Annotated in this window: 12 protein-coding genes; all 12 read left to right on the plus strand. The window is 72.5% G+C overall.

All coding sequences use genetic code 11. The features are described 5' to 3' along the window. Window positions 1–249 precede the first annotated feature (249 nt). Window positions 250–1,140: a xanthine dehydrogenase family protein subunit M gene (locus ABZZ38_RS24875; protein ID WP_356743733.1), complete on the plus strand. Its 891-nt coding sequence runs from the start codon at window positions 250–252 to the stop codon at window positions 1,138–1,140. A gap of 2 nt (window positions 1,141–1,142) precedes the next feature. Next, on the plus strand, window positions 1,143–1,784 hold the full coding sequence (locus ABZZ38_RS24880; RefSeq protein ID WP_356743735.1) for a (2Fe-2S)-binding protein: 642 nt from the start codon (window positions 1,143–1,145) through the stop codon (window positions 1,782–1,784). Window positions 1,785–1,786: 2 nt separating this feature from the next. Next, a complete protein-coding gene (pucD, locus tag ABZZ38_RS24885; protein WP_356743737.1) occupies window positions 1,787–4,195 on the plus strand; it encodes a xanthine dehydrogenase subunit D in 2,409 nt (802 codons plus the stop codon). A gap of 264 nt (window positions 4,196–4,459) precedes the next feature. Then, window positions 4,460–5,902 (plus strand): NCS2 family permease, encoded by a 1,443-nt coding sequence (locus ABZZ38_RS24890; protein WP_356743739.1) that lies wholly within the window; start codon window positions 4,460–4,462, stop codon window positions 5,900–5,902. Between the two features lie 41 nt (window positions 5,903–5,943). Beyond that, window positions 5,944–7,080: an XdhC/CoxI family protein gene (locus ABZZ38_RS24895; RefSeq protein ID WP_356743741.1), complete on the plus strand. Its 1,137-nt coding sequence runs from the start codon at window positions 5,944–5,946 to the stop codon at window positions 7,078–7,080. 93 nt (window positions 7,081–7,173) lie between these two features. Next, window positions 7,174–8,397, plus strand: coding sequence for a GNAT family N-acetyltransferase (locus tag ABZZ38_RS24900; protein ID WP_356743743.1), 1,224 nt, complete (start codon window positions 7,174–7,176; stop codon window positions 8,395–8,397). Window positions 8,398–8,566: 169 nt separating this feature from the next. After that, the gene (locus tag ABZZ38_RS24905; protein ID WP_356743745.1) at window positions 8,567–9,751 is read left to right on the plus strand and encodes a glutamate--cysteine ligase; all 1,185 of its coding nucleotides are present in this window, start codon (window positions 8,567–8,569) and stop codon (window positions 9,749–9,751) included. 81 nt (window positions 9,752–9,832) lie between these two features. Further along, window positions 9,833–10,009: a hypothetical protein gene (locus ABZZ38_RS24910; RefSeq protein ID WP_356743747.1), complete on the plus strand. Its 177-nt coding sequence runs from the start codon at window positions 9,833–9,835 to the stop codon at window positions 10,007–10,009. Window positions 10,010–10,092: 83 nt separating this feature from the next. Further along, on the plus strand, window positions 10,093–10,269 hold the full coding sequence (locus ABZZ38_RS24915; RefSeq protein WP_356743749.1) for a CsbD family protein: 177 nt from the start codon (window positions 10,093–10,095) through the stop codon (window positions 10,267–10,269). 258 nt (window positions 10,270–10,527) lie between these two features. After that, window positions 10,528–11,007, plus strand: a complete 480-nt coding sequence (locus ABZZ38_RS24920; protein ID WP_356743752.1) for a DUF5709 domain-containing protein — start codon at window positions 10,528–10,530, stop codon at window positions 11,005–11,007. Beyond that, window positions 11,007–11,549: a 2Fe-2S iron-sulfur cluster-binding protein gene (locus tag ABZZ38_RS24925; RefSeq protein WP_356743755.1), complete on the plus strand. Its 543-nt coding sequence runs from the start codon at window positions 11,007–11,009 to the stop codon at window positions 11,547–11,549. The genes ABZZ38_RS24920 and ABZZ38_RS24925 overlap by 1 nt, the downstream gene beginning before the upstream one ends. A gap of 51 nt (window positions 11,550–11,600) precedes the next feature. Beyond that, on the plus strand, window positions 11,601–12,614 hold the full coding sequence (locus tag ABZZ38_RS24930) for a xanthine dehydrogenase family protein subunit M (RefSeq protein WP_356743758.1): 1,014 nt from the start codon (window positions 11,601–11,603) through the stop codon (window positions 12,612–12,614). The last annotated feature ends 11 nt before the right edge of the window (window positions 12,615–12,625 follow it).

A 12,625-nucleotide genomic window follows, 5' to 3' on the forward strand; every position in this document is an offset into this window, starting at 1 on the left:
TCTCCTTTCGTTCGAATCTACAAGACGAGGGGGGCGACCAGCCAACTCCTTCATGGTTTCGGTGACTGCACCGGGTGGAGCACCGCTGGGTGTACTTGGCCCACGACGCGTCAACAGCACGTGAACATGAAGACGAAGACGTGGGCCCGGCCGTCCCCCGTGCCCCAGCGAACGAACGATCACGCAGATCACGGACCACGTCGATCACTCGGATCACGTAACACCGGATCACGTAGAAGAGAGCCACTCATGGACTTCCTTCGCCCCGCAAGCTGGGAGGAGGCGCTCGCCGCCAAGGCGGAGCACCCCACGGCCGTGCCCATCGCGGGTGGCACCGATGTCATGGTCGAGATCAACTTCGACCACCGGCGTCCCGAGTACCTGCTCGACCTCAACCGCATCGAGCTGCTGAACGAGTTCGAGGTCGGCGAGGAGAACGTCCGCCTCGGCGCCTCCGTCCCGTACACGCGGATCATGGAGAACCTGCGCGAAGAGCTCCCGGGCCTGGCCCTGGCGTCCCACACGGTCGCCTCGCCGCAGATCCGCAACCGCGGTGGCGTCGGCGGCAACCTGGGCACCGCGTCCCCGGCCGGTGACGCCCACCCGGCCCTGCTGGCCGCCGGCGCCGAGGTGGAGGTGGAGTCGGTACGCGGCTCCCGCCGCATCCCGATCGACGAGTTCTACACAGGCGTGAAGCGCAACGCGCTCGCCCCCGACGAGCTCATCAGGACCGTCCACATCAAGAAGGCGGACGGCCCGCAGCAGTACTCGAAGGTGGGTACCCGTAACGCCATGGTCATCGCGGTCTGCGCGTTCGGCCTGGCGCTCCACCCGGAGACCCGGACCGTCCGCACCGGCATCGGGTCCGCCGCCCCCACCCCCGTGCGGGCGAAGGCGGCCGAGGAATTCCTGAACGCCGCGCTCGAAGAGGGCGGTTTCTGGGACAGCGGAAAGATCATCACTCCCTCGATCGCCAAGCAGTTCGCGGAGCTCGCCTCCGCCGCCTGCAACCCGATCGACGACGTACGGGGCACCGCCAAGTACCGCCGTCACGCCGTCGGCATCATGGCCCGCCGCACGCTCGGCTGGACCTGGGAGCAGTACCGCGGCACCGGCCGCACCCTTGAAGGAGCTGCATAACCATGCGCGTCAATTTCACGGTCAACGGACGTCCGCAGGAGGCAGACGACGTCTGGGAGGGCGAGTCCCTCCTGTACGTCCTGCGTGAGCGCCTGGGCCTGCCCGGCTCCAAGAACGCCTGCGAGCAGGGCGAGTGCGGCTCCTGTACGGTCCGCCTGGACGGCGTCCCGGTCTGCTCCTGCCTCGTCGCCGCCGGCCAGGTCGAGGGCCGCGAGGTCGTCACCGTCGAGGGCCTGGCCGACTACGCCAAGCAGCGTGCCGAGCACAGCGGCGCGTGCGGCACCGGCGCGTGCGGCTCCGCCGCCCCCGACGGCAAGCAGGGCACGCCCCTCCAGGCCGCCCAGCAGTGGTCCGCTCGCCCCTCCGACGGGGCCGGCGACTCCCGGACCGGCGAGGGCGGCACCTCCCCGCGTGCGGCACTCTCGCCGATCCAGCAGGCGTTCATCGACGCGGGCGCCGTGCAGTGCGGTTTCTGCACCCCCGGCCTGCTGGTCGCCGCCGACGAGATGCTGGAGCGCAACCCGACCCCGTCCGACGAGGACATCCGCGAGGCGCTCTCCGGCAACCTCTGCCGCTGCACCGGCTACGAGAAGATCCTCGACGCGGTCCGCCTCGCGGCCGCCCGTCAGGGAGAGGCGGTCTGACCATGTCGCAGAACACCCGCGTCGCGTCCGCTCCGGCGGGCACGCCCACCAAGGTCACCCAGGGCTCCAAGACCAAGGGCGGCATCGGCGAGTCGACGCTCCGCCCCGACGGCACCCTCAAGGTCACCGGCGAGTTCGCCTACTCCTCGGACATGTGGCACGAGGACATGCTGTGGGGCCAGATCCTGCGCTCCCCGGTCGCGCACGCCGAGATCGTCTCCATCGACACCTCCGAGGCCCTCGCCCAGGCCGGCGTGTACGCCGTCCTCACCTACGAGGACCTGCCGACCGAGGTGAAGAACTACGGCCTGGAGATCCAGGACACCCCGGTCCTCGCCAACGGCCGGGTACGCCACCACGGTGAGCCCGTCGCCCTGGTCGCAGCCGACCACCCGGAGACCGCCCGCCGCGCCGCCGCCAAGATCAAGGTCGAGTACCGCGAGCTTCCCGTCGTCACCGACGAGGCCTCCGCGACCGCCCCCGGCGCGCCGCTGCTGCACCCCGGCCGCGACGACCACCACGCCGGTCACGTCCCGCACCCGAACATCGTCCACCGCCAGCCGATCATCCGCGGCAACGCCGACGAGGCCGCCGGGCGCGCCGACGTCATCGTCTCCGGCGAGTACACCTTCGGCATGCAGGACCAGGCCTTCCTCGGCCCCGAGTCCGGCCTGGCCGTGCCCGCCGAGGACGGCGGCGTCGACCTGTACGTCGCCACCCAGTGGCTCCACTCGGACCTCCGCCAGATCGCGCCCGTCCTCGGCCTGCCCGAGGAGAAGGTCCGCATGACGCTCTCCGGCGTCGGCGGCGCCTTCGGCGGCCGCGAGGACCTGTCGATGCAGATCCACGCCTGCCTGCTCGCCCTGCGCACCGGCAAGCCCGTCAAAATCGTCTACAACCGGTTCGAGTCCTTCTTCGGCCACGTCCACCGCCACCCGGCGAAGCTGTGGTACGAGCACGGCGCCACCAAGGACGGCAGGATCACGCACATGAAGTGCCGGATCGTGCTGGACGGCGGCGCGTACGCCTCCGCATCCCCGGCGGTCGTCGGCAACGCCTCCTCGCTGGCCGCCGGCCCGTACGTGATCGACAACGTGGACATCGAGGCCATCGCCCTCTACACCAACAACCCGCCCTGCGGCGCCATGCGCGGTTTCGGCGCGGTCCAGGCCTGCTTCGCGTACGAGGCCCAGATGGACAAGCTGGCGGCGAAGCTGGACATGGACCCGGTGGAGTTCCGCCGGCTCAACGCCATGGAGCAGGGCACGCTCATGCCGACCGGCCAGCCGGTCGACTCGCCCGCCCCGGTCGCCGAGCTGCTGCGCCGCGTCAAGGCCCGCCCGCTGCCGCCGGAGCGCCAGTGGGAGACCACCGAGGGCGCCGACGTCCGCGCGCTGCCCGGCGGCCTGTCCAACACCACCCACGGCGAGGGCGTCGTCCGCGGCGTCGGCTACGCGGTCGGCATCAAGAACGTCGGCTTCTCCGAGGGCTTCGACGACTACTCCACCGCCAAGGTGCGCATGGAGGTCATCAACGGCGAGGCGGTCGCCACCGTCCACACCGCGATGGCGGAGGTCGGTCAGGGCGGCATCACCGTCCACGCCCAGATCGCCCGTACGGAGCTGGGCGTCACCCAGGTGACCATCAACCCGGCCGACACCCAGGTCGGCTCCGCCGGTTCCACCTCGGCCTCCCGCCAGACGTACGTCACCGGCGGCGCGGTGAAGAACTCCTGCGAGCTCGTCCGCGAGAAGGTCCTGGAGATCGGCCGCCGCAAGCTGGGCACGTACCACCCCGCCTGGGCCACCGCCGAGCTGCTGCTCGAAGGCGGCAAGGTCGTCACCGACGGCGGCGAGGTCCTCGCCGACCTGGTCGACGTCCTGGAGGACGAGGTCGTCGAGATCGAGGCCGAGTGGCGCCACCGCCCGACCGAGGCGTTCGACCTGCGTACCGGACAGGGCAACGGCCACGTCCAGTACTCCTTCGCCGCGCACCGCGCGGTCGTCGAGGTGGACACCGAGCTCGGCCTGGTCAAGGTCATCGAGCTGGCCTGCGCCCAGGACGTCGGCAAGGCGCTCAACCCGCTGTCCGTCATCGGCCAGATCCAGGGTGGCACCACCCAGGGCCTCGGCGTGGCGGTCATGGAGGAGATCATCGTCGACCCCAAGACGGCGAAGGTGCGCAACCCCTCCTTCACCGACTACCTGATCCCCACCATCCTCGACACGCCGACCATCCCGGTCGACGTGCTCGAACTCGCCGATGACCACGCCCCCTACGGGCTGCGCGGCATAGGAGAGGCCCCCACCCTGTCGTCGACCCCGGCCGTCCTCGCGGCGATCCGGAACGCGACGGGTCTGGAACTGAACAAGACGCCGGTACGCCCCGAGCACCTCACCGGCACCCAGTGAAGCCCTCCGGGCGGTGCGCGCCTCCCGGGAACGTCACACTTCCACAGCCGCACCGCCCGGAGTAACCGCACCGCTCGCGGTATCCGCCCCACCAGCCCCCACCACCCCATCCCCACCACCCCATCCCCCCCACGAAGTACCCCCACGTACCACCCCGTTCGTCTCGGGCCGTCCCCCGGGTCGTGCAGCCCACGCACCATCCCAAATCCCGCAGCTTTTGCCCCCGGGCAGCGGGTGCCCCTTTGAACCTTGGGAGTAGGCACCATGACCCAGTCGTCAGTGGAGCCGAAGACCGTCGCCGAAGACGCGGGACCCGGTTCCCGCGTCCCCGCCGGACGGTCTTGGCTCGACCGGTACTTTCACATAACCCACAGAGGATCCACGGTCGCGCGTGAGGTGCGCGGCGGCATCACCACCTTCATGGCGATGGCCTACATCCTCCTGCTCAACCCGCTGCTGCTCGGCGGTGAGGACTCGCTCGGCGACAAGCTGAGCCAGCCCGCGCTGATCACCGCGACCGCCCTCGCGGCAGCGGTCACCACTCTGGCGATGGGTTTCATCGGCAAGGTCCCGCTCGCCCTCGCGGCGGGCCTGAGTGTCGCGGGCGTCATCTCCACGCAGGTCGCCCCGGACATGACCTGGCCGCAGGCCATGGGCATGTGTGTCATCTACGGCGCCGTGATCTGCCTCCTGGTGGTCACCGGCGTCCGTGAAGTCATCATGAACGCCATCCCGCTGGCGCTGAAGCACGGCATCACGATGGGCATCGGCCTCTTCATCGCGATGATCGGTTTCGTGAACGCCGGCTTCGTCGGCAAGGGCGAGGGCGGCGGCCCGGTCACCCTCGGTGTCGGAGGATCCCTGACCGGCTGGCCGGTCCTGCTCTTCTCCTTCACGCTCCTGCTGATCTTCATGCTCCAGGCCCGCAAGGTGCCCGGAGCCATCCTCCTCGGCATCGTCGCCGGCACCATCGTCTCCGTCGTCGGCACCGCCACCGGCCTCATCGACGAGGCGTCGTGGGGCGGCAAGGCGCCCGTCCTGCACGGCAGCGTCGTCTCGATGCCGGACTTCTCGCTCATCGGCATGGTCGAGTTCGGCGGCTGGGAGAAGATCGGCTACACCACCGTCTCGATGATCGTCTTCACCCTGGTGCTGGCCGGCTTCTTCGACGCCATGGCGACCATCATCGCCGTCGGCCAGGAGGCCAAGCTGGCCGACGCCCAGGGTCGTATGCCGGGCCTGAGCAAGGCGCTGTTCATCGACGGCGCGGGCGGCGCGATCGGCGGTGTCTCCGGCGCCTCCGGCCAGACCGTCTTCATCGAGTCCGCCACCGGAGTCGGTGAGGGCGCCCGAACGGGCCTGTCGGCCTCGGTCACCGGTCTCTTCTTCGCCGCGTGTCTGTTCTTCACGCCGCTCACCCAGCTGGTGCCGGGCCAGGTGGCCTCCGCCGCCCTGGTCGTCATCGGCGCGATGATGCTGCAGAACGCCCGGCACGTGGACTGGAGCGACTGGTCCGTCGCCGTTCCGGTCTTCCTCACGGTCGTGCTGATGCCGTTCACGTACACCATCACCACGGGTGTCGGCGCCGGTGTCATCGCGTACTGCGCGATCAAGGCCGCCCAGGGCAAGTGGCGCGAGCCCAGCATCCTGATGTGGGTGCTCTCGGCGGTGTTCGTCTTCTACTTCGCCACGGGTACCGCCCACTGACGCGGGCCCTCCCCACCTCACGCTTCTCGAAGGAGGCCGACATGCTGGACATCGCCGAGGAACTCACCCGGTGGGTCGAGCAGGGACGCGACTTCGCCGTCGCCACCGTGGTGGCGGTCGGCGGCAGCGCGCCCCGGCAGCCGGGCGCCGCCCTCGCCGTGGACAGCGAGGGCACCGCGATCGGGTCGGTCTCGGGCGGATGTGTGGAGGGCGCGGTCTACGACCTGTGCAGGCAGGCGCTCCAGGACGGCGAGACCGTCCTGGAGCGCTTCGGCTACAGCGACGAGGACGCCTTCGCGGTCGGCCTGACCTGCGGCGGCATCATCGACATCCTCGTCACCCCGGTCCGCGGCGGGGTCTGCCCCGCCGCCCTGAGGGCCGCCGCCGGAGGGGAGGCGGCGGCCCTCGCCAGGATCACGGAAGGGCCGGCGGACCTGTTGGGGCAGGCTCTGCTGGTCCGCCCGGACGGCTCGTACGAGGGCGGCCTCGGCGGCCACCCCGAACTGGACCGGACGGCGGCGGGCGAGGCCCGCGCCATGCTCGACGCCGGCCGCACCGGCACCCTCACCATCGGCGAGGACGGCTCCCGCTGCGGGCAGCCGCTCACCCTGCTGGTGGAGTCCAGCGTCCCCGCCCCCCGCATGATCGTCTTCGGCGCGATCGACTTCGCGGCGGCGCTCGTCCGGGTCGGCAAGTTCCTCGGCTACCACGTCACCGTCTGCGACGCCCGCCCCGTCTTCGCGACCCCCGCCCGCTTCCCCGAGGCGGACGAGGTCGTCGTCGAGTGGCCGCACGAGTACCTGGCGCGCACCGAGGTCGACGGCCGCACCGTGCTGTGCGTCCTCACCCACGACGCCAAGTTCGACGTCCCCCTGCTCGAACTGGCGCTCAGGCTTCCCGTCGCGTACATCGGCGCGATGGGCTCCCGCCGCACCCACGAGGACCGCAACAAGCGCCTGCGCGAGATCGGTGTCACCGAACTCGAACTCGCCCGCCTGCGCTCCCCGATCGGCCTGGACCTCGGCGCCCGGACGCCCGAGGAGACCGCCCTGTCGATCGGCGCGGAGATCGTCGCCAACCGGCGCGGCGGCAGCGGCGTCTCCCTGGCCGGCGCCCACACGCCCATCCACCACGACGGGCCCGACGCCCCGGCGGGGCGGATCGGGTCCGTGGCCTGACGCCCGGCTCCACATAGCCTCCCCGCAGTCCCCTCCCCGGCACGGCGGAAAACCCCCGTGCCCGTCCGCTATCCGGAGACTAGAGTCCGGCGCATGGACATCCGCGATGTGCCCGAGGCCCATCTCGACCGAGCGCTGGAGCTCGCCTACCTCGTCTTCCATGAGAAGCCGGACGAGGAGAAGCGCAAGCACCACCGCGAGCTGATGCGCCCGTGCGAGCGGATCGGCGCGTACGACGGGGACACCCTGGCCGGCTTCGTCGCCGCCCACCCCTTCACCCTCTCCGTGCCCGGCGGCGAACTGCCCTGCCCCGGACTGACGTTCGTCTCCGTCGCCCCCACCCACCGCAGGCGCGGTGTGCTGTCCGCGATGATCGCCGAGCTGTTCCGGCGCGCCACCGCGCAGGGCCGCCCGCTCGCCGCGCTGTGGGCCTCCGAGGACGCGATCTACGGCCGCTTCGGCTTCGCCCCCGCCACCCAGGGGCTGAGCGTGGAGATCGACTCCCGCCGGCCGCTCGCCCTGCGCGTCGACCCCGACGAGCGGCCGCTGCGGCTGGTCGACCCGGCGGACGCGCCCGCCGTCGTCGGCCCGTACTTCGACGCCACCCGCGCCGTCCGGGCGGGCCGCATCGCCCGCGACGCGGAGCGCTGGCGCGGCGAGTGGCTGCCCGAGGACGCCGAGGAGGACGCCGAGCTGTCCCCGCCCCGGATCGTCGCGCTCGGCGACCCCGGCGGCCCGCTCGCCGGGTACGCCGTCTACCGCACCAAGGGCGGCAACGACGACACCGGCACGCCCGGGGTGGTCCGGGTCGACGAGCTGGAGGCGGACGACGCCGCCGGCGCCGCCGCGCTGTGGCGGTACATCGCGTCGATCGACCTCACCGGAACGGTCCGCGCCTGGGGCCGCCCGGTCGACGACCCCCTGCTGCTGTTCGCCGCCGACCGGGACCAGGTGCGCGTGACGGGGCTGCACCCGGGCCTGTGGGTGCGGCTCATCGACGTACGGGCGGCGCTCACCGCCCGTGCCTGGGCGGCCGGAGCCGACCTCGTGCTGGAGGTCCGCGACCCGCACCTCGCGGCCAACGCCGGACGCTTCCGCCTCACCGCCACGGCGCGCGGCTGCGCGTACGAACCGACCGGCGACGCCCCCGACCTGACCCTGGACGTGCGGGAGTTGTCGGCCTGCTACCTGGGCGGGACCCGGGTCCGCCACCTGGTACGCGCGGGTCTGGTGGACGAGCACACGGCGGGTGCGGCGGACCGGCTGGACGCGGCCCTGCGCACGGACCCGGCGCCCCACACGGCCGACGAGTTCTGACGGGCGGGGAGAACCGCCGACGTCCCGGGGGCCGGGGGTCCCCGGGTTCCGGCCGGAAGCGACGGGAACGCGCCAGACCTGGTAGGCGGTGGTGTGCCTCGCGTCCGGAGCCGGGATGATGGTGCGTCCCGCGCGGTCCCCGCCGGATGCGATGGAAAGGTGGTTTCCGTTGCGCACTGTCGGAGTGGAAGAGGAACTTCTGCTGGTGGATCCGCGGAGCGGAGAGCCAGTCGCCCTGTCCGCGGCCGTCCTGGACGCCGCCGCCAAGGAGAGCGGAGACGGCCGCGCCCACGTGTTCCAGAAGGAACTGCAAGGACAGCAACTGGAGTTCGCCACCCGCCCGCAGTCCGACATGGGTGAGCTGGCCGCCGAGATCGAGCGCTGCCGCGCGGAGGCGGCCCGGCACGCGGCCGAGGTGGGAGGCGCGGTCGCCGCCCTGGCGACCTCTCCGCTGCCCGCCCGGCCCGCCCTCGGCGAAGGTGAGCGCTACCGGTGGATCCAGGAACAACTCGCCCTGAGCGCCCAGGAACAGCTCACCTGCGGCTGCCATGTGCATGTGTCCGTCGTGTCCGACGAGGAGGGCGTCGCCGTCCTCGACCGCATCCGGCCCTGGCTGTCCGTGCTGCTCGCCCTGAGCGCCAACTCACCGTTCTGGCAGGGCCAGGACAGCGGATACAGCAGCTACCGCAACAGGGTCTGGGGCCGCTGGCCCGGCACGGGACCCGTCGAGCTCTTCGGCTCGGCGGACCGCTACCACCAGCAGGTCCGCGACCTCGTCGGCACCGGCGTCCTGTACGACGAGGGCATGGTCTACTTCGACGCCCGGCTGTCGCGCAACTACCCGACCGTCGAGGTCAGGTCCCCCGACGTCTGCCTGGACGCCGCCACCACCGCCCTCGTCGCCACCCTCACGCGCGGCCTCGTCGACACGGCGGCCCGCCAGTGGCGCGAGGGCGTCCCCCCGGAGCGCCATGGCATCGGCCTGCTGCGCGCGGCGGCCTGGCGGGCCGCCCGCTCGGGCCTGGACGACACGCTCGTCCACCCGCTGACGATGCGGCCCGCCCCGGCCGAGCGGGTCGTCCACGCCTTGCTCGGCCACATCGAGGACGCCCTGGAGGACAACGGGGACCTGCCGTACGCCCGCAAGGGCATCGCCGAGCTGCTGAGCCACGGGAACGGCGCACGCGTACAGCGCCGGCTGCTGCGCCGCACCGGCAGCCTCCGGGAGGTCGTCGCCGCGTGCGTCCGCCGCACCCAGGAGGGCGGATACCGGGACGACGGGTACCAGGCCACCCGGGCCGCCCGCGCGAAGGGCAGGGCGGTGCGGGGGACGTCACACGGCGGGGCGGCATGATCCGCGGGACCACGGGCAGGTGGCGGGAGGCCGGGCGGCGCCCCGGCCCCCCAGCAGTCCCCGCACCGAGGAGATCCGCACATGGCCGTCCGTTCCGCGAACCACCCCGGCTCGCCGATATACGACCAGCTGGTCGAGGAGCACGGAGACGTGCTCGTCGAGGTGAGAGAGCTCGCCGACCGCACCCGTCGGCAGGCCGACCGGCTGCTGCACTGGGATACCGGCTCCCGGAGCCGGGGCCACTTCGAGGAGGCCTGAGGGGCCCGGTCGCGTTTGGCCCGCGCCGCGCCGGGCACGCGGTCCGTCGTACGGGGGTTGGCTCGGCACCGAGGAGCGCGACCATGGACAAGGACAGGAAGAGGACCTCCGGGAAGTTCGACCAGATCAGGGGCGCGGTCAAGGAGACCGTCGGTCGCCGGACCGGCAACGAGCGGATGACCACCGAAGGTCGCGGCGGGCGCGCCAAGGGCGACCTGCGCGGAGCCGGCAGGAAGCTCAAGGACGCGTTCAAGCGGTGAGCGAAGAGGTGCGTGAGCGCACCCCCCGTCGACGGCGGGTGCGGGGGCGCACCCACGCCCGTGGTGGCCCGGCGGACACGTCCGCCGGGCCACCACGCGTTCCGACCCGTTCCCACGCTGTTCCGGCCCCGTACCGCTTCGCCCGGAATGCCGGGATGTGTGACCTGTTCCAGGCTGGATACGCGATCAGGCGTACAGCCGTAGAGCCGTGAAGCAGCGCGCGGCCAGGAGCAGGCGAGCAGACACGGGAGCCACGCCATGGGAACCGAGAACGCGATGGGCGACGACGTCTACCAGCCCGACGGCACCGAGGGCCGGGAGGACGACGGCATCCTCGACCCGGAGGACACGCTGTCGGACCGGGAGGCCAACCCCTACGACGAGGGCTGGTCGCCGCCCGAGCGGCCCCTCGCGGTCGAGCACGTCGGCACCACCGCCCGCGAGCAGCACGAGGGCGAGACGCTCGACCAGCGGCTCTCCGAGGAGATTCCCGACCCGGCCCTGCAGGAGCCCGACGACTCCAACGGCATCGGCGACCTGCCCGGCGGCGACGGCGAGCCCTATGACGACCAGGTCGGCCGCGAACGCTCCGGACGCCTCGTCGCCCCGGACGAGGGGGCCCACCCGGACACCGAGAAGGACGTCGTGGCCCGGGACGTCGGCATCGCCGGCGCCGCGGCCTCGGCCGAGGAGGCCGCCATGCACACCGTCCCCGACGAGGGCGACGAGAGCCTCTGATGCGCACGGAACACCCGCGCCCCACGCACTCGCGCATCGACCTGACGGTGAACGGCGCGCCGCACACCCTGGCCGTCGACCACCGCACGACGCTCCTGGACCTGCTGCGCGAACACCTCGGCCTGACCGGCGCCAAGAAGGGCTGCGACCACGGCCAGTGCGGCGCCTGCACCGTCCTGGTCGACGGCCGCCGCGCCAACAGCTGCCTGCTCCTCGCGGTCGCCCAGGACGGCGCCGCGATCACCACCGTGGAGGGGCTCGCGGCGGGCGACGAGCCGCACCCCCTCCAACGCGCCTTCCTGGACCGCGACGCCTTCCAGTGCGGCTACTGCACGCCCGGCCAGCTCTGCTCGGCCGCCGGCGTCCTCGACGAGGCCGCGGCGGGGCATCCGTCGTACGCCACCGACCCCGCGGCACCGCCCGGCCAAGGGCCCGCCCGCCTCACCGCCGACGAGATCCGCGAGCGGCTGAGCGGAAACCTGTGCCGCTGCGGCGCGTACCCGAACATCGTCGCCGCCGTCGAAGACGTGGCGAGCACGTGATGCGTGGTGAGGACGTGATCAAGTGAAGTTGCGTGGTGAGGACGTGATCAGGTGAAGCCCTACGCGTACGTACGCGCCACCAGCGTCGAGGAGGCCACGGCCGCCCACGCGAGCAGCCCCGGGGCCCGCTACCTCGCGGGCGGCACCAACCTCGTCGACCTGATGAAGCACGGCGTGGAGAGTCCCGGCACCCTCGTCGACATCAGCCGGCTGCCGCTGGACGCCGTCGAGGAGCAGCCGGACGGGGGGCTGCGCGTCGGAGCGACGGTGCGCAACAGCGACCTCGCCGCCCACCCGCTGGTACGCGTTCGCTACCCCGGTCTGTCGCAGGCGCTGCTCGCCGGCGCCTCCGGACAGCTGCGCAACATCGCCACCACCGGCGGGAACCTGTTGCAGCGCACCCGGTGCCCGTACTTCCAGGACACCTCCAAGCCCTGCAACAAGCGCAGCCCGGGCAGCGGCTGCGGCGCCCGCGACGGCATCCACCGCGACCACGCCGTCCTCGGCCACTCGCCGCACTGCGTCGCCACGCACCCCTCCGACATGGCCGTGGCCCTCGTGGCCCTCGACGCGACCGTCGAACTGCACGGCCCGGACGGCGCCCGGTCCGTACCGGCGGCCGACTTCCACCGCCTGCCCGGCGACCACCCCGAGCGGGACACGGTGATCGCGCCCGGCGAGCTGATCACCGCCGTCGTGCTGCCCACCCGGACGGCGGGCCTGCCCTCCGCCTACCTCAAGGCCCGCGACCGCGCCTCGTACGCCTTCGCGCTCGCCTCGGTGGCGGGCGTCCTCGACGTCGGCGAGGACGGGACCGTACGGCACGTGGGGCTCGCGTTCGGCGGCCTCGCCCACCGGCCGTGGCGGGCCCGCCTCGCCGAGACGGCGCTGCTCGGTCGCGCCCCGACCGCCAGGAACATCGACCACGCGGTCGACGCCGAACTGGCCCTGGCCGAGCCGCTGCGGGACAACGCCTTCAAGGTGCCCCTCGCCCGCAACCTCGCCCGCCGCGTCCTCGCCGCACTGGCCGAGCCCGCCCGGCCGGCCGAACCGGCCGCCCGCTGACACCCCCGGAG

Source organism: Streptomyces sp. NPDC006368, from assembly GCF_040612535.1.
Taxonomy (GTDB): domain Bacteria; phylum Actinomycetota; class Actinomycetes; order Streptomycetales; family Streptomycetaceae; genus Streptomyces.

Bases quoted from the DNA above. Each gene is read 5' to 3' on its own strand.
- ABZZ38_RS24875 (WP_356743733.1), top strand. From the start codon at position 250: ATGGACTTCCTTCGCCCCGCAAGCTGGGAGGAGGCGCTCGCCGCCAAG.
- ABZZ38_RS24880 (WP_356743735.1), top strand. From the start codon at position 1,143: ATGCGCGTCAATTTCACGGTCAACGGACGTCCGCAGGAGGCAGACGAC.
- pucD (WP_356743737.1), top strand. From the start codon at position 1,787: ATGTCGCAGAACACCCGCGTCGCGTCCGCTCCGGCGGGCACGCCCACC.
- ABZZ38_RS24890 (WP_356743739.1), top strand. From the start codon at position 4,460: ATGACCCAGTCGTCAGTGGAGCCGAAGACCGTCGCCGAAGACGCGGGA.
- ABZZ38_RS24895 (WP_356743741.1), top strand. From the start codon at position 5,944: ATGCTGGACATCGCCGAGGAACTCACCCGGTGGGTCGAGCAGGGACGC.
- ABZZ38_RS24900 (WP_356743743.1), top strand. From the start codon at position 7,174: ATGGACATCCGCGATGTGCCCGAGGCCCATCTCGACCGAGCGCTGGAG.
- ABZZ38_RS24910 (WP_356743747.1), top strand. From the start codon at position 9,833: ATGGCCGTCCGTTCCGCGAACCACCCCGGCTCGCCGATATACGACCAG.
- ABZZ38_RS24915 (WP_356743749.1), top strand. From the start codon at position 10,093: ATGGACAAGGACAGGAAGAGGACCTCCGGGAAGTTCGACCAGATCAGG.
- ABZZ38_RS24920 (WP_356743752.1), top strand. From the start codon at position 10,528: ATGGGAACCGAGAACGCGATGGGCGACGACGTCTACCAGCCCGACGGC.
- ABZZ38_RS24925 (WP_356743755.1), top strand. From the start codon at position 11,007: ATGCGCACGGAACACCCGCGCCCCACGCACTCGCGCATCGACCTGACG.